The organism is Cellulosimicrobium cellulans (genome assembly GCF_024124905.1).
Lineage (GTDB): Bacteria > Actinomycetota > Actinomycetes > Actinomycetales > Cellulomonadaceae > Cellulosimicrobium > Cellulosimicrobium cellulans_G.
Map to the genome: position 1 here is coordinate 144,766 of NZ_JAMXST010000004.1, position 18,367 is coordinate 163,132.

Sequence of the window (18,367 nt, forward strand, 5' to 3'; positions counted from 1 at the left end):
TGGACGCTCGTCCAGGTGGTTCTCAGGCGCTTCTGGGCCGCGCGGGTGATTCACCCGTCCAGTGCCGTGGGCCGTGTTGACGCCTGGCATCTCGCCGTGCAAGATTGTCCTCGACAGCGCGCATCGCCTGCCCCCTGCGCGGTGCGCGCTGTTTCACACTTCTCCGGGAGAACGCCCCGGAATAGTTCGGAACGACGGCCTCGGAACACGAATTCTCGTGATCCGGGGCCGTTCGTCGTCCTGCCTCCTCGTGACTTCGCGCACGACCGGCGGTCGGGCGGCCCCGGCACGCCGCCGCCCGGCGGCCCGGGTCGTCGACCCTCCGGCGCGCCGCGCCGGGCCTCGCGAGGCGGCCGGTTAGCGTCGGAGGGTGAATGCCGCAGCCCGCACCAGCTCAGCCGCCCGGAGCGTGGCCGATCCTGCTCGGCTGCCCGCGACCGCTCCCGGCGAGACCGACCAGCCCTCCGCCGAGGCGGCCGACGTGACGCCGCCCCGCCCCGTGCTCGTCCCGGAGCCCACGACCGCCGACCTCGTCGACGAGGCCGTGGCGCGGTGGCGCGCCGGGCTCGTCGAGCTCGCCGGCGGGTCGTCGCTCGCCGACGTCTCGCTGCTCGGCGACGCCGTCGTCGACCTGACGGCGGCCCACCCCTCCGGCGTCGCCCAGCTCTTCGCCGGGCGGCCGACCCGGCTCTCGAACCTGTTCCGCGAGGGCGGGTCGCTGCCCGCCGCGCGGCGCCGTGCACGGGCCGTCGTGGTCCGCGCCGCCGAGCACGCCCAGCGCTACGGCGTCGCGCCCACGTACCTGGCGATCGGCGTGGCGACCTGGACCCAGAGCCTCTCGGCGCCGCTGGCCGAGGACGACGTCGCAGCGCTGGCCCGGGTCGCCGGCCGCGCCCCCGCGACGGTCGTCCCGAGCGGGGACGACGACGTCGTCGGCCCCGCAGCGGCAGGACCCGGCCCCGGCGACGCCACGGGCGAGGACGGTCGTGCGGTCTCCGACGAGCGGGACGGGCCCGACGGCGCGCACGTCCCCGACGCGGGCCACCGGCCCCCGGGCGCGGTCGAGGAGACCGAGCAGGAGCCGACGTCCCGCACCGTGCGCGCCCCGGTGCTCCTGCGTCCCCTGACCGTCACCCCGCGCGGGGACGGCGAGACCGACTACGAGCTGACCCTCGAGCCGACGGCCGAGATCAACCCGCTCCTCGCGCGCACGCTGCGCGCGCACGGCGCGCTCCTCGACCCCGTGACGCTCGCGCGCTCCACGTTCACCGGCGCGGGCTTCGACCCCGGCGACGCGACCCGCCGCATCGCCGCGCTCGGCGAGGCCGTCCTCGACGACTTCGACCTGACCCACCGCGTCCTCGTCGGTACGTTCGTGCACCCGGGGCAGGTCCTCGTCGACGACCTCGACGAGCTCGCGCCCGCCCTCGAGCGGCACGAGGTCGTCGCCGCCCTCGCCGGGGACGAGCGCTCCGCGACCGCGCTGCGCACCGAGCTGCCCGCGCCGCGCGTCGGCGACGCGGACCCCGTGCACGAGCGCGGCGCCGGCGACCTCGACCCGTCCCAGCGCCACGTCGTCGACGTGCTCGCGAGCGGGTCGCACCTCTTCGTCGACGCGCCCGCCGGGTCCGACGTCGCGGGCACGCTCGCGGCCGTCGTCGCCGAGGCCGCGGCGTCGGGGCGCCACGTGCTGTACGTCCCGGGCCACCGCCGGGCCGCGGACGCGCTCCTCGCGCGGCTCGACGAGCTCGGCCTCGGCGGCCTCGTGCTCGACATCGTCCCCGAGCCGACCTGGCGCGAGACCGCGTCCCACCGCCTCCTGTCCGCGATGGCGACCGAGCCCGAGCCGGGCGAGGACGAGGACCTCGCGCGCACGCGCGACGCGCTGCTCGGCGCGCGCGCCCGGCTCGCCGGGTACATCGAGGCGCTGCACCTCGTGCGCGACCCGTGGGGAGTGTCCGCCTACGACGCGCTCCAGGCGCTCGCCCGCCTCACCGCCGAGCGACCGGCGCCCGACACCCGGGTACGCCTGACGACGGAGGTCGTGCTCGGCGTCGGGCCGCAGCGCGAGCGTGTCGCGGCGGAGCTGCGCGAGGCCGCCCTGCTCGGTGCCTTCACCACGCGCGCGACCTCGACCCCGTGGTACGGCGCCGCCCTCACGACGCCCCAGGAGGCCCACGACGCGCTCGTGCGCGTCGAGCGCCTCCGCACGCACACGCTCCCGCAGCTGCGCGCGCAGGTCGAGCAGGTCGCCCAGCGCACCGGGCTGACGCCCGCGACGACGCTGCGGCAGTGGGGCGACCAGCTCACCATGCTCGGCGGCATGCGGGGCACGCTCGACGTGTTCCAGCCCCTCATCTTCGAGCGCACCGCGCAGGACATGGTCGAGGCGACCGCGACGAAGCAGTGGCGTGCGGAGCGCGGCATCGAGATGGGCTGGTTCGCCCGCAGGCGGCTGCACCGCCAGGCGCGCGACATGGTCCGTCCCGGCGTCCGCGTGCCCGACCTGCACGCCGCGCTCGTCGAGGTGCAGGCGCAGCGCGCGGTCTGGCAGGAGCAGTGCCCGCGCGGCGGCTGGCCCGTGCTGCCCGAGGGGCTGTCCGCGATCGAGGACACGCACGAGGCCGTGCGCATCGACGTGGAGGAGCTCGAGCCCGCGCTCGACGGGACCCCCGGTGGCCGGGACCTCCTCGACACGCCGCTCGACGCCCTCGCGGCGCGCCTCGACGCGCTCGCCGAGGACGCCGAGTCCCTCGACTCCCTCCCGGCGCGCACCGCGATCCTGCGCCGGCTCACCGACCTCGGCCTCGGCGAGCTCCTCGCCGACCTCGCGGCCCGCCGCGTCGAGCCCGACTTCGTGGGCCCCGAGCTCGAGCTCGCGTGGTGGAGCTCGGTCTTCGAGCAGGTGCTCGCCCAGGACCAGGCCCTGGCCGGGCAGGACGGCGCCGGCCTCGACGCGCTCGCGCGCCGGTTCCGCGACCTCGACCGCACGCACGTCGCGTCGCTCGCGGCACCCGTCCGCGCGGCGGTCCGCGAGCACCTCGGGACCGCGATGCGCGAGCACCGCGACGAGGCCGAGGACCTGTTCACCGAGCTGCTCGAGGGTCGCCTCGTGAGCCTGCGGGAGACGGCCGAGAAGCACCCCGCCGTGCTGCGGCGCCTGCGACCCGTGCTCGTCGCCACGCCGACCCTCGTGCCGCACCTCGTCCCCGCGACGCGCACCGTCGACCTCGTCGTCCTCGACGCGATCGAGCACGCACCCGTCGAGCTCGTGCTCTCCGCGCTCGCCCGTGGCCGACAGGTCGTCGCGGTGGGGGACCCGCGCGCCGCCTCGACCGACACCGTGCGCGAGCTCGCCGAGCTGCTCCCGACGGTCGAGCTGCTCGCCGACGGCTCGCGGCGCGACCCCTTCGTCACGACCTTCCTCGCCGAGCACGGCTACGACGGCGTCCTGCGCCCCGCGCCCCTGCCGCGCGCCGAGGTCCTCGTCCAGCTCGACGTCGTCGACGGCGCCGGCATGCCCGACCCGGCGTCCGGGGCGGTCGAGAGCACCCAGGCCGAGGTCGACCGGGTCGTGGAGGTCGCGATCGAGCACGCGCTCACGCGGCCCGACGAGTCCCTCGCGATCGTCACCGTCACGCCCCTGCACGCCGACCGCATCCGCGACGCCCTCCTCGTCGAGGTGCGCCAGAACCCCGCGCTCGCCGGCTTCTTCTCCGGGGCGCGGGAGGAACCGGTGGTCGTCGCCGACGTCTCCGGCGTCGCCGGGCTCGTGCGCGACACGATCGTCCTGTCCGTCGGGTTCGGCCGCACCCCGCACGGGCGCGTGCTCCACCGGTTCGGCATCCTCAACACCCCCGGCGCCGAGGCCATGCTGCTCGACTCGGTCGGCGCGACCCGCCGCCGGCTCCACGTCGTGTCGTGCTTCACCGCGGGCGACCTCGACCCCGAGCGGCTGCGCGGCGCCGGCGCCCGGCTGCTCGCCGAGGTCCTCGACCTCGCCGAGCAGCGCAGCGGCGCGGCCGACCAGGTGACCCTCGGCAACGGCGTCGACCTCGGCGGCAGCCCCGACCGGCTCGTGCTCGACCTCGCCGAGCGCCTCTGGCGAGCCGGCCTCGTCGTCGAGACCGACTACGGCATCGGCGACGGCGACCGCATCCCGCTCGTCGTCGGCCACCCCGACCTGCCCGGCGAGCTCCTCGTCGCCGTCCTCACCGACGACGCCGCCTACGTCGCCGAGCGCAGCGTGCGCGTGCGGGACCGGCAGGTGGCCGAACGCCTCGAGCGCATCGGGTGGACCGTCGCCCAGGTGTGGTCCGCCGCCGCGTTCCTCGACCCCGCCAAGGAGGCCGAGCGCATCCGTCGGGTCGTGCAGGCGGTGCGCGACGCGCGGCTGCCCGAGGCGGGTGGTGTCGCGCAGACCGGTGGCGGCGACCGGATCGTGGTCGTGCCGGTGATCGACGACGACGAGCAGCACGGCGACGACGACCTCTGACTTTCGGCCGACCCGTTCGGGGTCGTCACCGTGGGCGCGGGGACGGGGGAGCGACTGCCCGCCTGGTCGGGTCGGGTGCGGGGTGGGAGGCGGCGCCGGGTCTACCATCCGCCGCTCGTTCCTCGCGGCTCCCGCCAGGCCCGCCACGACCCGGCGCCGCCTCCCACCCCGCCACGTCGTCTCACCGTGGGCCGGTTGCTTGCGATCTCGTCGCTGAGCCGCCGCCGTCCGTCGCACCGTGGCTCTGGTGCGCGGGCCCGGCGTAGTCCGCGCTGTCGAGCACGCGTGCGACCACGGCAGCGTCGCCTGGGTCACGTCCTGGCGTCGTGCAGGTCACCCTGTCGCGGCTCCCGCGTGGGCTGTCCTCGCGTGTCTCAGTGGCCTGAGCAGGTGGTGGCTGACGTCGGGCGCTCCGGCGGTGCGACGATGGAGGCGTGAGCACCACGTCCGACCCGAGTCCTGACCGCCCGCACGACGTGCCCGACGGCGCGGTGCGGCGTCGGCGGCCGCGGCGGGCCGTGCGACGGGGGACGGAGAGCGAGGTCGTGTCCGGGGTGAGCGCCGACGAGCGGTCCGAGGGCTGGGGCGACGAGGCGGCGCCCGGACGTGGGGGCCGGGGCGAGAACGACGACCGGCTGCTCGGGGACGTCCCGCCGCACTACGGGCGGAACTGACCGCACGCCACCGACCGCGCGCTGATGCCCCGAACCCGGGGTCGTTCCCCACTCTCGGCGTGAGGTGAGGAGCGACCCCGGGTTCGTCCGAGGGGCGCCGCGGCGCGTGGGGTCAGGTGGCGGTGGGGCGTGCTCAGAGGTCGCGCGGCGGCGTCGGGCCGCCGGGTGCTCCGCCCGGGCCGCTGCCGGCCTGGGCGGCGAGGAGGTCGCGGATCTCCTGGAGGACGCGCACGTCCTCCGCCGGTGCCTCGGGCTCGGGCTCGACGTCCTGCTTGCGACGCTCGGCGAGCTTGTTCATCGGGAGGACGATGACGAAGTAGAGCGCGATCGCGATGATGAGGAACTGCAGGATCGCGTTGAGGATGCCGCCGACGGAGAGGACCGAGGCCTCGACGTCGCCGTGGGCGGGCCGCAACGTGATGTCCCACAGGTTGGAGATGTCCGGCTTGCCGAAGATGGCGCCGATGATCGGGTTGATCAGGTAGGTGACGATCGCGTCGACGACCGAGGAGAACGCCGCGCCGATGACGACGCCGACCGCCAGGTCGATCGCGTTGCCTCGGAGCACGAACTCCTTGAATCCCTGGAACACGCCCTTCATGTGCTGCTTCCCTCTCCGGTCGGTGGTCCGCGTGGCGGCGGCGCCACGGCAGGTGCACGCGCGATCCTCCCAACGCGGGCGCCGCCCGGCAACGGCCTCGCCCGGCGGGTCGGGCACCGGTCGTCGGTTCACCCGTCGGTGCGACCGGGGCCGTCCGTCAGGGGACGAGGACGGCCGTGACGCTCGCCTGTCCGCTCACGGCGGCGAGGCGGACGGCCTCCTCGGGACGCACGGCGACGAGCGTCACGACGTCCGTGCCCGACCCGCCCGTGCCGAGCAGCCCGCCCCCGTCGTCGGGCTCCGGTGCGGGCACGACGACGGCCGTGCGGGCGAGGTAGGGATCCGCGGCCGGCGGCAGCTGTCCGTCGGTCGGCGCTCCGGCGAGCGCCGTCGTCAGCGCCTGGTCGCCGGCGGCGAGGAGGTCGACGCGGTCTCCCGGGCCGAGGAGGGCGGCGACACCGGGGTCGAGCCGGACGGGTGCGACGACCGTGCCCGCGGGAGCCGCGGCGGCGAGCTCGCCGCCGGCCACGAGCGCGTCCTGCAGCAGGGTGCCCGCGGGCAGGGCGACGGTCGCGCGGCGTCCGACCACGTCGTCGGGCCGGGCCGCGGAGCCCGCAGGGACGAGCTCCGCCGCCACGGGGTCCACGCGGAGGTCCGCGTCCGTCAGCACGGCGCCCGCGGGCACCTCGCGCGTCGTGACGACCGCCGGCGCGGTCGGTGGTGGGGGAGGGCGGAGCGCCCCGACGGCCACGGACGCCGCGACCCCGCAGCACAGCGCGGCCACGACGAAGCGGGAGCGCCACCACACCCCGCGCAGCAGCCGACGCCGCGCGGGCGAGCGGTCGGGTCGCGGGCGGGGATCCGGCGGGCGGGGCGAGCGCAGCATGGGCGCGACCGTAGCGGCGCGCGCGCCCGGGGCAGACGCGGGCCGGTCCGGCCCTGTGGACGGGGCGCGTGGTCGAAGCCCGCCGACGCCGACCGGTGCGGGGCTGTGGTCGACCGTCGTCGTCCGGGGCGCCTCGGTCTGACGCCCCGGGCGTCAGGTCAGGAGGACGCGGTCGAGCCGCTCGGCGACGAGGTGCTGCTCGTGCCGCCGGACGCGCTGCTCGTGCCGGACGCCGCGGAGGAAGCGGCGGGCTTCGCGGCGGCCGGCGCCGTCGACGACTTCCCGCCCGAGCGCGAGTCCGTGCGGTAGAAGCCCGAGCCCTTGAACGTCACACCGACGGAGGAGAACACCTTGCGCAGGCGCCCCGAGCACTCGGGGCACACCGTCAGGGCGTCGTCGCTGAACGACTGGTGGATGTCGAAGGCGTGACCGCAGGCGGTGCACGTGTACGCGTAGGTGGGCACGGGTTCTCCTCGTTCACGAGACGGCCGTCGGGGCGGCCACCGGCAGGTCGGGATCGGGTCGGTCTCGGCCGGGTCGTCGGTGTCAACACCGCCTGGCACTCGAAACTTCCGAGTGCTAATCATACGCGGAGCGGCGCTCGCCCAGGGCCGGGGTAGTCTCGCATCCGTGTCTGCGCACGAACCCGCCGAGGCCCCCGCCGGTGACGCCGTCCCCGGTACCGACCCCGCGAACCCCGTCGAGACCGCGGCCCCGCCCCGGCGTCGTCGGTCCGGCCGTCGGCGCGTCCTGATCGGCGTGGCCGTGCTGCTCGTCCTCGCGCTCGTCGCGGGGGCCGCGCTCGTCGTCGTCACCGTGCGCCGGCCGCTGCCGCAGACCTCCGGCCAGGTCGAGCTCCCCGGCCTCGACGCCCAGGTCACGGTGCTGCGCGACGCCCAGGGCGTGCCGCAGATCTACGCCGACACCCCCGAGGACCTCTTCCGCGCCCAGGGCTACGTCCAGGCGCAGGACCGCTTCTTCGAGATGGACTACCGCCGGCACGTCACCGCGGGTCGGCTCGCGGAGCTCGTGGGCGACAACCCCGACGCGATCGCCGCCGACACCGTGACGCGGACCTTCGGCTGGCGGCAGGTCGCCGAGGAGGAGTGGGACGTCGTCTCGCCCGAGACGAAGGCGTACCTCCAGGCCTACGCCGAGGGCGTCAACGCGTACCTCGAGAACCGCAGCCCGTCCGAGATCGCGATCGAGTACACCGTGCTCGGCCTCCAGGTCGACGTCGCCGAGCCCGAGCCCTGGGACCCCGTCGACTCGCTCGCCTGGCTCAAGGCGATGGCGTGGGACCTGCGCGGCAACTACGACGACGAGCTCGAGCGCGCGCTGTCGTTCAGCACCCTCCAGGACACGGCCCGCGTCGCCGCGCTCTTCCCCGCCTACCCGTCCGAGGTCAACGCGCCGATCCTCGACCCCGGCGAGCTCGACAACCCCCAGCAGGTCGCGCTCGAGCTCGGCCCCGAGGCGCGCGCCGCGTACGGCTCGGACCACCTCCGGGGCGCGCTCGAGGCCGCCGACCGCGCGCTCGACGCCGTCCCCGTGCTCGTCGGGCGCGGCGAGGGCACCGGCTCCAACTCGTGGGTCGTCTCCGGCGAGCACACCGTCAGCGGCAAGCCGATCCTCGCGAACGACCCGCACCTCGCCCTCGGTGCCCCCGGGATCTGGGCCCAGGTCGGGCTGCACTGCAACGAGGTCGGGCCGCAGTGCGGGTTCGACGTCGCGGGCTTCTCGTTCGCAGGCTTCCCCGGCGTCATCATCGGGCACAACGCGCAGCTCGCGTGGGGCCTGACGAACATGGGCGCCGACGTCACCGACTTCTTCGTCGAGCGCGTGCGGGACGACACCTACCTGCGCGGTGACGACTGGGTGCCGCTCGAGACCCGGACCGAGACGCTGCACGTCGCCGGCGGCGAGGACGTCGAGCTCGAGATCCGCTCGACGCTCCACGGGCCGATCGTCTCCGAGGCGATCCCCGCGACCGAGTCCGCCGTCGACACCCCTGCCCTGGACACCCGCCTGGGCGAGTACGCCGTCTCGCTCCAGTGGACCGCGCTCGAGCCGGGCCGCACCGCCGACGCCGTCTTCGCGTTCAACCTCGCCCAGGACGCCGACGACATGCAGGCCGCCGCGGCGCTCTTCGAGGTGCCCGCGCAGAACATCGTCTTCGCGACGGCGGACGGACACATCGGCTACCAGGCACCCGGCAAGATCCCCGTCCGCCAGGCCGTGCCCGACGCCGAGGTGCCCTCCGACGGCACGTGGCCCCGCGACGGCTCCGACGAGCGCTACGACTGGCAGGGCTACGTCCCGAGCGAGCAGATGCCGCGCGTCGTCGACCCGGCGGAAGGGTTCGTCGTCGCCGCCAACCAGGCCGTGCTGCCCGCCGGCGTCGCGCCGTTCCTCACCACCGACTGGGACTACGGCTACCGCTCGCAGCGCATCCGCCAGCTCCTCGAGGCCGAGATCTCCGCCGGACGACCCGTCGACGTCGACACGATGAACGAGATCCAGACCGACGACCGCAGCCCCTACGCCGAGGTGCTCGTGCCGCTCCTGCTCGACCAGGAGATCGACGACGGCTTCGCCGCCGAGGGCCAGGCACTCCTCGCCGACTGGGACTACCGGACCGACACCGACTCCGCCGCGGCCGCCTACTTCGCCGCCGTCTGGCGCAACCTGCTCCAGCTCACCTTCTGGGACGACCTGCCCGAGTCGGCGCGCCCGAACGGCGGGAGCCGCTGGCTCGCGGTCGTGCAGAACCTCCTCGAGAACCCGACCGACCCGTTCTGGGACGACCGTCAGACCGTGAGCGTCGTGGAGACGCGCGACGAGGTCCTCACGCAGGCGCTCGTGTCCGCCCGCCTCGACCTGACCGTCGAGCAGAGCAAGCAGCCCTCCGACTGGGCCTGGGGCAAGCTCCACGTGCTCGCGCTGGAGCACCCGATCCTCGGCGGCGAGTCCATCCCCGGCCCCGTCCGCAACTGGGTCAACCCCGACCCCGTCGGCATGCCCGGCGGCTCCTCGATCGTCAACGCCACCGCGTGGGACGCGGCCTCCGGGTCGTTCGACGTGACGGCCGGCCCGTCGATGCGGATGGTCGTCGACCTCGACGACCTCGACCGCTCCACCTGGGTCACCGTCACGGGCACGTCCGGCCACCCCGCGTCCAAGCACTACTCCGACCAGCTCAAGACCTGGGCCCGGGGCGAGACCTACGACTGGCCGTTCTCCACCCAGGCCGTCGCCGACGCGAGCAAGGACGAGCTCACCCTCGTCCCGTAGTCCTGGGTCGGGTCGGCCGGTCGGGTCGCGTCTGCTGCCCGCTGGGTCGGGTTCGCTGGTCTGCTCGGGTCGAGTGCCCGCGGGTCGGGTCCGCTGGTCTGCTCGGGTCGAGTGCCCGCGTGGTCGGGTCCGCGGTGGGGTCGGACCGTGTGCTGGGACTGGCGCACCGTCACCCTGGTCATTCGGGCGGGGGTTCTAGGAGTGCGCCTCTGACGTCCTGCACACACGGTCCGACCCCACCGCTCGTCCTGTCCGTCACCGCACGACCCGCGGCCCGGGTCCGGCGGTCACGCTCGGCCCGGGCGCGCTGCCGTGCCACCGATGGCGGGATGGCCCCCGGCGGAGATGCGAGAAGTTGCCCCTCCGGGCCCCGTACCAGGGGCCACTTCTCGCGTCTCGTCACCCCACGCGCGGCCCGTGGCGACGGAGCGGCAGCCCGAGCGGTCACCCACGTCAGCCCGACCGCGCGGGCGGCGGGTCTGTACCGACCGAACCAGCCCGACCGCGGGGTCGTGGAGCCGGCCCGGGTGGCGGGGCTACGGGAGCCAGCGCCAGCCGAGGGGGGTCGCGACGGCGTCGACGGTCTTGTCGTGGGGCTCGACCGGGAGCGGGCGGTCGGAGGCGTCGTAGACCTCCTCGGGGAAGACGACGGCGACGACCTTGGTCCCGGGGCGCAGGTGCTCGAGCGCGCGGTCGTACCAGCCGCCGCCCTGGCCGAGCCGGACGCCGCGCGAGTCGACGGCGAGCGCGGGGGCGACGACGACGTCCGCCTGGGCGATGGCTTCGGCGCCGAGCGACGGGGTGCCGGGTTCGGGGGGTCGGCCGGGGGCGCGGACCTGGAGGTCGGCCGGGCCGTCGTACAGGGCCCAGTCGCGCTGCAGGCCGGCGCCGAGCACGGGCAGCAGGACGCGCACGCCGCGCGCGGAGAGGCGTTCGAGCATCTCCGTGGTGCCGGGCTCGGCGGGCCGGGCGGCGTAGGTCGCGACGCACGTGGCGGCGGCGACCTCGGGGATGGTCTCCACGACGTCGGCGATCGCGGCGGCCGCTTCCTTGCGGAGCCGCTCGGACCGCGCCTGGCGGTTGGTGCGGATGGCCTTGCGGAGGATCTCCTTCGCGTCCTCGGCTTCGATGCTTCCGTGCAGGGGGTACGGCTGGACCGGGCCACTCATGTCCCTATTGTCACCCGGCTCGGGGTTCCTCGCGGACGCAGCGCGGGTGACCTTCGGCCCTGGTGGTCCGGATCGGGTTCCTTCGACGGGTCTCGGGTGCCTATGATCGGGGAGAGCCAGTAGTTCGGACTCCTGACAAATGAGTCGTTGTCCGACAGAGGTCGACCAGTGAGGACGCCATGACCGCGACGACGCCCGCGAAGCCCAGCGCCACGACCCCGCGACCGCGAGGGGGCGCGCACAGCCGGACCGCGAGGGCCGCCGTCGTGCTCGCCGCGGGGCACGACGCCGCGTCGCGCGACCTCCTGTCCCAGCCGCTGGGGAGCGCGACCGTCGTCGAGCTGGCCGTGGCGAACGTCCGGCGCGTGGTGGACGCGAGCCGCATCGTCGTCGTCGTGGCGCCCGACGACCCGACCGTGCGCGAGCTGCTCGGCGAGGACGTCGTCTATGTGGAGCAGGAGGCGCCTCTCGGCACGGGTGACGCGGTCCTCGCGGCGCGCGGGGCGGTCGCGTCGGTGCTGGGGCTCGGCGTCGACGAGCCGGTGCTCGTCGCGTACGCGGACACGCCCCTGCTGCGCTCGGAGTCGCTCCTGGGCCTGCTGACCCGCCACACGCTCACGGGCGCCGACCTGTCGCTCCTCTCGGCCGTCGTGGACGACCCGGACGGCTACGGGCGCGTGGTGCGCGCCGAGGGCGAGATCACCGCGATCCTCGAGTCGTCCGAGGCGGGCGACGTGGCGGAGCCGCGCACGGAGATCAACGTGGGCGCCTACGTCGCGGCGCCGGGGCTGCTGTTCGGCGAGCTCGAGCGCATGGCGTCCGACGGCGAGCACCGGCTCACGGAGCTCGCTCGCCGCGTCATCGGCGCGGGGAAGCGGATCTCGTCGTACCGGATCGTCGACGTCGACGAGGTCCGCGGCATCAACACGCCGGACGAGCTGGCGCAGGCGGCGGACATCGTCCTCAAGCGCCTGTTCGTCCCGAAGAAGAACACGGACACCAAGATCGTGTTCGGCACGGGCGGCTGGCGCGCGGTCATCGGCGAGGGGTACACGCTCGCGAACGTGCGCCGGCTGTGCCAGGCGATCGCGAACGAGACGATCCGCCGCGGCCTCGACGGCAAGGGCGTCGTGATCGGCGGCGACCGGCGCTTCCTCTCGCGCGAGTCGGCCATCGCCGCGGCCGAGGTCTTCGCGGGCAACAACATCGCGGTCACGCTCCTGCCCGACGACGTCCCGACCCCGCTCGTGACGTTCGCCGCGCCCTACCTCGGGGCGGCGTACGGGATCATCGTCACGTCGAGCCACAACCCGCCCGAGTGGAACGGCATGAAGGTGTTCCGCCAGGACGGTTCGCTGCCGCTCGACGACGAGACGGACCGCTACCAGGACGAGGCCAACGCGCTGTCCGTCGACGACGTCATCACGCTCGACATCGACGTGGCGCGCCGCACGGGCGTCGTCGTCGACCGGTCGCTCACCGACCCCTACGTCGACGCGATCGAGAAGATCATCGACGTGGAGGCGGTGCGCGGCTCCGACCTGCAGGTCGTCGTCGACCCGATGTACGGCACGAGCCAGCTCACGCTCGGCACGATCCTGTCCGACATGCGCGTGCGCTCGGAGTTCATCCACGCGGCGCACAACCCGCTGTTCGGCGGCGTCGCGCCGGCGCCGGACCTGCAGCGCCTGAGCACGCTCGTGACGATGATCCAGCAGGGCGGGGGTCGCTACGACCTCGGCATGGCCACGGACGGCGACTCCGACCGCATCGGGATCGTCGACGAGACCGGCGAGTACATCTCGACGAACGACCTCCTCCTCCTCCTCTACTGGTACCTGCACGAGGTCCGCGGAGAGAAGGGCGGCGTCGTGCGCAACCTCGCGACGACGCACCTGCTCGACCGCCTCGCGGCCCACTTCGGCGAGGAGTCGCGCGAGGTCAAGGTCGGCTTCAAGCACGTCACGGCGGGCATGGAGGAGATCGGCGCCGTGCTCGGCGGCGAGTCGTCGGGCGGTCTGACGATCCGCGGCTGGATCCTCGGCAAGGACGGCATCTTCGCGTGCGCCCTGGTGGCCGAGATGCTGGCCCGCACGGGCAAGCGGATCTCCGAGCTGCGCGCGATGATCTACGAGATCACGGGTCGCCTCTACACGCTCGAGGCGGGCGTGCCGGCGACGCCGGAGATGCGCGTCGAGGTGCCGCGGCGCCTCGAGGCGGAGCCGCTCACGCACGTCGGCCCGTACCCCGTCGTCTCGGTCTCCCACCTCGACGGCACCAAGATCCTCCTCGAGAACGACAACTGGGCGCTCCTGCGGTTCTCCGGCACCGAGCCCGTCCTGCGCATGTTCGTCGAGGCGGACTCTCCCGAGAAGGCCGCCGAGCTCCTCGAGTGGCTCCAGGGGTTCGTCACCGCCGGCGTGTGACGGCGCCGGACCTCCCCACCCTGCCCGACCCCCCGCCCCCAGCCCCACCCCCACGACAGGAACCAGAGCAACGATGCGCTACGGCCACTTCGACACCGCGCACGACGAGTACGTCGTCGAGCGCCCCGACGTCCCCGTCTCGTGGACGAACTACCTCGGCACCCGGGACATGTGCACGGTCCTGTCGCACAACGGCGGCGGGTACTCGTACTTCAAGAGCTCGCAGTACGGGCGCATCTCGCGCTTCCGCCAGAACGGCGTCCCCCTCGACCGCCCCGGGCACTACGTGTACCTGCGCGACGACGCGGACGGCGACTACTGGTCGGTGTCGTGGCAGCCGGTCGGCAAGCCGTTCGTCGGTCCCGACGAGGAGCTCGACCCCGCGGGGGGCGCGGGCCGCTGGACCACGCGGCACGGTCTGAGCTACACGACGTTCCGCTCCGAGTACAAGGGCATCGACGCCGAGCAGACGGTCTTCATCCCGCTCGACGACGACGTGGAGCTGTGGGACGTGCGGGTCACCAACACCACCGACGAGGTGCGCGAGCTCACCGTGGGGTCGTACGTGGAGTTCAGCTTCCACACGATCACGATCGACAACCAGAACCTGCAGATGTCGCTCTACGCGTCCGGCTCCTCGTACGAGGACGGGATCATCGAGTACGACTTCTACTACGAGCCCTGGACGTACCACTACTTCGCGTCGAGCGAGACGCCGTCGTCGTACGACTCGCTGCGCGACAGCTTCATCGGGCCGTACCGGACCGAGACCAACCCGGTCGCGATCGAGCGCGGCGAGGGCTCGAACCAGAGCGCGACGACGCAGAACCACTGCGGCGCGCTGCTGCACAAGGTGACGCTCGCGCCGGGCGAGACCAAGCGCCTCGTCTTCATGCTCGGGTACGGCTCGCGCGACGCGGCCGGGCGCGCGATCCAGGCGAAGTACTCCGACGTCGCCGCTGTGGACCGTGAGCGCGAGCGGCTGCGCGACTACTGGCGCGCCAAGCAGGACAAGCTCCGCATCCGCACCCCCCACGAGGGCATGAACACGATGATCAACGCCTGGACGCTGCTCCAGGCCGAGACGTGCGTCGTGTGGTCGCGCTTCGCGTCGTTCGTCGAGGTCGGCGGACGCGCGGGTCTCGGGTACCGCGACACCGCGCAGGACGTCATGAGCGTCATCCACTCCAACCCGACGAAGACGCGCCAGCGCATCGTCGAGCTCCTGCGGGCCCAGACGGAGGCCGGCTACGGCCTGCACCTGTTCGACCCCAAGGCGTTCGACCCCGACGCCGAGAAGCTGCCCGACGTCCCGTCCCCGACGATCGTGCCCACGGTCGACCCGAAGGACCTCATCCACGGGCTCGAGGACACGTGCTCGGACGACCACCTGTGGCTCGTGCCGTCGGTCGTCGAGTACGTCAAGGAGACGGGCGACCGCGCGTTCCTCGACCTGGAGATCCCGTTCGCCGAGGGCACGCCCGCCACGGTGTACGACCACCTGGTCCGGGCGCTCGAGTTCTCCGCGCAGCAGGTGGGCCAGAACGGCGTGGCGCTCGGTCTGCGCGCGGACTGGAACGACTGCCTCAACCTCGGCGGCGGCGAGACGTCGCTCGTGACGTTCCTGCACGCGTGGGCGATCGGCGCGTTCCTCGAGATCGCGGAGCCGCTCGCGGCCGCGGGCGTCGAGCGGGCCGAGGCCGACGTCGCGCGCTTCACGGCCGAGCGCGAGCGCATCGCCAAGGTCGCGGACGCCCAGCTCTGGGACGGCCGGTGGTGGATCCGCGGGTACACGCGCGACGGCGTGAAGATCGGCTCGGCCGAGAACGAGGAGGGCAAGATCTTCCTCGAGCACCAGGCGTGGCCCGTCATCGCCGGGATCACGAGCCAGGAGCGCGGCGAGGCGTCGATGGACGCGGTGCGCGAGCTGCTCGGCTCCGAGTACGGCAACCACCTCAACTGGCCGGCGTTCACGAAGGTCGACGACACGGTCGGCTTCGTCACGCGCGTGTACCCGGGCATCAAGGAGAACGCCGCGATCTTCTCCCACCCCAACGCGTGGCCGATCATCGCGGAGGCGATGCTGGGCCGCGGGGACGAGGCGGTGCAGTTCTACGACGCGATCCTGCCGTACCACCAGAACGACAACATCGAGGTGCGCGGCGCGGAGCCGTACGCGTACGTCCAGTTCCTCTACGGCCGCGACCACGAGTGGTTCGGCAAGGCGCAGAACCCGTGGCTCACGGGCACGGCCGGCTGGATGTACACCGCGGTGACCAAGTACGTCCTCGGCGTCCGCCTCGCGCTCGACGGCCTGGTGGTCGACCCGTCGATCCCGAAGGACTGGGACGGGTTCGAGGTGCGCCGCGAGTGGCGCGGCGCCGTCTACGACATCGAGGTCCGCAACCCCGACCACGTGTCGAAGGGCGTGCGCTCGGTGACGGTCGACGGCGTCGAGCACGACCCGGCGAGCCCGATCCCCGCGCTGCCGGAGGGCGCCGAGGCGAAGGTCGTCGTCACGCTCGGCTGATCCCCTGGTCGCACCACCGGGTGCCCCCGTCACCGGTCGGTGGCGCGCGGGCGCCCGGTGGTGTCACCCTGTGCACCGAGGACCGGGCACCCGCCCGGGCCCGCCGACAGCTCCGAGGACGGTCACCGCCGCATGACGCACAAGATCACGCGCGGCTGGACCGTCACCAAGCCGTGGCCCGTGACCCTGCGGGACGACACGCTGGGCGGGTCGATCGTCCTGCGGCCGCTGCGCCGTCGGGACGCGAACGCGTGGATGCGCCTGCGCGCGCACAACGCGGACTGGCTCGAGCGCTGGGAGGGCACGTCGCCGCGCCCGGGCACCGGGGGAGGGCCGCCGACGTTCGCCGAGTACGTCCGCGTGCTGTCCGCCCAGGCGCGGGCCGGCTCGTCGCTGCCGTTCGCCGTGGAGCTGGACGGCGAGCTCGTCGGGCAGCTCACGGTCTCCTCGATCACGTACGGGTCGCTGTGCGGCGCGAGCATCGGCTACTGGGTGAGCGAGCACGTCGCGGGCCGGGGCGTCATCCCGACGTCCGTGGCCATGGCGACGGACTACTGCTTCGCGGTCCTCGGCCTGCACCGCATCGAGATCAACATCCGGCCGGAGAACGGCCCGAGCCTGCGCGTCGTGGAGAAGCTGGGCCTGCGCGACGAGGGCGTGCGCGAGCGGTACCTGCACATCCAGGGGGCCTGGCGCGACCACCGCACGTTCGCGATCACCAGCGAGGAGGTCCCGGACGGGCTCCTCGCGCGGTGGCAGGCGACGCGCCGCGAGAGCATCTGAGCCGACCGACACGCCGGAGCGCGTGCGGACCGTGGCCGCACGCCTCGCCTACGGTCGTGATGTGGAATCGGCCTCGGGGATCGTCGCGCTCGCGGTGTTCCTGCTGTGGGTCGGGTTCTACGTCCCGCACCGGGTGCGTCACCGGCAGCAGCTGCTGGAGGCGCGCACGGACGACCGCTTCTCCGGTTCCCTGCGCGTCCTGGCCGTCGCCGGCCCGGGTGGCGGGGGCTCGGGCGGCTGGGACGCACGGCTCGACGGCGTCGCGGCCGTCGCGTCGATCGGCCCGGGGCCGTCCGCGGACGGTGGTCGTACCCTCCTCGGGGGTGCGGGGGCGCAGGACCGGCCGGACGGCCGGACGCACGAGGAGGAGGGATCGCACGCCATGGGGAGCACCGACAGCGCGTCACCCTCGCGCGGGGCACCGCCGCGCCGTCAGCCGGCGTCCGAGCAGTCCCGCCTCGCCCTCCTCGAGCGGCGCGCCGCCGCGGCGCGCCGCCGTCTCGCGCTCACGGTCGTGCTGCTGCTCGCGAGCGTCGCGGTGTGGGCCGTCGTCGCGCTCGGGTACCTCCCGTGGTGGGCCGGCGTGGTCCCGACGGCGTTCCTCGGGCTCGTGCTCGTGCTGGGCCGTCGGGCGGTGCTCGCCGCGCAGCGGTCCGACGCCGCGTGGCTGGCCGAGCGTCGCGCCGCCGCCCGTGCCGCGCGCGGGACCGTCCTGGGGGCGCCGCCCGCGCCCCGGGGAGCGCGTCCCCGCGTCACCGGCCGCGCCGTGCACGGCTCCCAGGTGAGCACGCAGATGATCCCGCGCGTCACGCCCCGGGACCTCGCGCGGGCGAACGCCACGGCGGCCGCGCTCTCCGCAGAGGGCCCCTTCGGGGCATCGCCGCGCGAGCGTGTCACGGCTCCGAGCACGACCACGGCCGAGGACTCCGGCTCCGAGGAGCCTGCGTCTGCGCGCGTCGGGTCGTCCGAGGCTCCGGCCGTCGCGACCGACGTCGCGGACGAGGTCGAGCGCGTCGACGAGGACCGCGTGCCCTCGGGCCGTGCGTGGGACCCGGTTCCCGTGCCCCCGCCGACGTACACGATGAAGCCCACGGCCCCGCGTCGCGAGCCCGCGCCGCTCACGGACGACGACGTCGTCTCGCCGGCCCGGGCAGGCGCCGCTCCCGCTCCGGTCGCCGCGGCGGACGTGGTCGTGGACGTGCCGTCCGGCGCGCCCGAGCCCGCCGCGGGTGACGAGCGCAAACCGTCGACCGAGACGCTGGGTCTCGACCTCAACGAGATCCTCGCGCGGCGTCGGGCGGCGGGGCAGTAGCTCCCCCGGGGACGGCCGGTTTGGTAGACCCCGCCCCCGGGGTGCTAGTCTGTTCCTCGCTTGAGGGGCTATGGCGCAGTTGGTAGCGCGTCTCGTTCGCAATGAGAAGGTCGGGGGTTCGAATCCCCCTAGCTCCACCCTTCGAAGGCCGTTGACCAGGACTCTGGTCAACGGCCTTCAGCGTTCGCAACGGTTCT

The 18,367-nt window shown here is 74.2% G+C and carries 11 protein-coding genes and 1 tRNA gene; 8 read left to right on the top strand and 4 right to left on the bottom strand.

The window, feature by feature from the left end:
• Nucleotides 1-409 precede the first annotated feature (409 nt).
• Nucleotides 410-4,495: a hypothetical protein gene (locus NHH00_RS12915; RefSeq protein ID WP_374614944.1), complete on the top strand. Its 4,086-nt coding sequence runs from the start codon at nucleotides 410-412 to the stop codon at nucleotides 4,493-4,495.
• 434 nt (nucleotides 4,496-4,929) lie between these two features.
• A complete protein-coding gene (locus NHH00_RS12920; RefSeq protein ID WP_253052753.1) occupies nucleotides 4,930-5,169 on the top strand; it encodes a hypothetical protein in 240 nt (79 codons plus the stop codon).
• A gap of 133 nt (nucleotides 5,170-5,302) precedes the next feature.
• Here NHH00_RS12920 and mscL read toward each other — a convergent pair whose 3' ends face one another.
• The 3 genes from mscL to NHH00_RS12935 form a co-directional block, all read right to left on the bottom strand.
• Complete coding sequence (mscL, locus tag NHH00_RS12925; RefSeq protein WP_253052755.1) at nucleotides 5,303-5,770, bottom strand: large conductance mechanosensitive channel protein MscL; 468 nt, start codon at nucleotides 5,768-5,770, stop codon at nucleotides 5,303-5,305.
• A 157-nt stretch (nucleotides 5,771-5,927) separates the two neighbouring features.
• Nucleotides 5,928-6,656 carry an SAF domain-containing protein gene (locus tag NHH00_RS12930; protein ID WP_253052757.1) on the bottom strand — a complete coding sequence of 243 codons (729 nt, stop codon included), beginning with the start codon at nucleotides 6,654-6,656 and terminating at the stop codon, nucleotides 5,928-5,930.
• A 158-nt stretch (nucleotides 6,657-6,814) separates the two neighbouring features.
• Nucleotides 6,815-7,120 (bottom strand): FmdB family zinc ribbon protein, encoded by a 306-nt coding sequence (locus NHH00_RS12935; RefSeq protein WP_253052759.1) that lies wholly within the window; start codon nucleotides 7,118-7,120, stop codon nucleotides 6,815-6,817.
• 166 nt (nucleotides 7,121-7,286) lie between these two features.
• Between NHH00_RS12935 and NHH00_RS12940 the strand changes: the two genes are divergently transcribed.
• Nucleotides 7,287-9,950, top strand: coding sequence for a penicillin acylase family protein (locus NHH00_RS12940; RefSeq protein WP_374614947.1), 2,664 nt, complete (start codon nucleotides 7,287-7,289; stop codon nucleotides 9,948-9,950).
• 536 nt (nucleotides 9,951-10,486) lie between these two features.
• Here NHH00_RS12940 and NHH00_RS12945 read toward each other — a convergent pair.
• The gene (locus NHH00_RS12945; RefSeq protein ID WP_253052761.1) at nucleotides 10,487-11,119 is read right to left on the bottom strand and encodes a 5-formyltetrahydrofolate cyclo-ligase; all 633 of its coding nucleotides are present in this window, start codon (nucleotides 11,117-11,119) and stop codon (nucleotides 10,487-10,489) included.
• Nucleotides 11,120-11,298: 179 nt separating this feature from the next.
• On the opposite strand from NHH00_RS12945, the gene NHH00_RS12950 reads away from it, so the two are divergent.
• The 5 genes from NHH00_RS12950 (at nucleotide 11,299) to NHH00_RS12970 (ending at nucleotide 18,307) form a co-directional block, all read left to right on the top strand.
• Nucleotides 11,299-13,545 carry an NTP transferase domain-containing protein gene (locus NHH00_RS12950; protein WP_253052763.1) on the top strand — a complete coding sequence of 749 codons (2,247 nt, stop codon included), beginning with the start codon at nucleotides 11,299-11,301 and terminating at the stop codon, nucleotides 13,543-13,545.
• A gap of 73 nt (nucleotides 13,546-13,618) precedes the next feature.
• Nucleotides 13,619-16,075 (top strand): GH36-type glycosyl hydrolase domain-containing protein, encoded by a 2,457-nt coding sequence (locus NHH00_RS12955; protein ID WP_253052765.1) that lies wholly within the window; start codon nucleotides 13,619-13,621, stop codon nucleotides 16,073-16,075.
• 132 nt (nucleotides 16,076-16,207) lie between these two features.
• Nucleotides 16,208-16,858 (top strand): GNAT family N-acetyltransferase, encoded by a 651-nt coding sequence (locus tag NHH00_RS12960; RefSeq protein ID WP_253052767.1) that lies wholly within the window; start codon nucleotides 16,208-16,210, stop codon nucleotides 16,856-16,858.
• A 61-nt stretch (nucleotides 16,859-16,919) separates the two neighbouring features.
• Nucleotides 16,920-18,170 carry a hypothetical protein gene (locus NHH00_RS12965; protein ID WP_253052769.1) on the top strand — a complete coding sequence of 417 codons (1,251 nt, stop codon included), beginning with the start codon at nucleotides 16,920-16,922 and terminating at the stop codon, nucleotides 18,168-18,170.
• 64 nt (nucleotides 18,171-18,234) lie between these two features.
• Nucleotides 18,235-18,307: transfer RNA gene (locus NHH00_RS12970), tRNA-Ala, on the top strand.
• The last annotated feature ends 60 nt before the right edge of the window (nucleotides 18,308-18,367 follow it).

What these genes read in the sequence shown, in the direction of transcription:
- mscL (WP_253052755.1), bottom strand. Translation starts at nt 5,770, where the DNA reads ATGAAGGGCGTGTTCCAGGGATTCAAGGAGTTCGTGCTCCGAGGCAAC.
- NHH00_RS12930 (WP_253052757.1), bottom strand. Translation starts at nt 6,656, where the DNA reads ATGCTGCGCTCGCCCCGCCCGCCGGATCCCCGCCCGCGACCCGACCGC.
- NHH00_RS12945 (WP_253052761.1), bottom strand. Translation starts at nt 11,119, where the DNA reads ATGAGTGGCCCGGTCCAGCCGTACCCCCTGCACGGAAGCATCGAAGCC.
- NHH00_RS12950 (WP_253052763.1), top strand. Translation starts at nt 11,299, where the DNA reads ATGACCGCGACGACGCCCGCGAAGCCCAGCGCCACGACCCCGCGACCG.
- NHH00_RS12955 (WP_253052765.1), top strand. Translation starts at nt 13,619, where the DNA reads ATGCGCTACGGCCACTTCGACACCGCGCACGACGAGTACGTCGTCGAG.
- NHH00_RS12960 (WP_253052767.1), top strand. Translation starts at nt 16,208, where the DNA reads ATGACGCACAAGATCACGCGCGGCTGGACCGTCACCAAGCCGTGGCCC.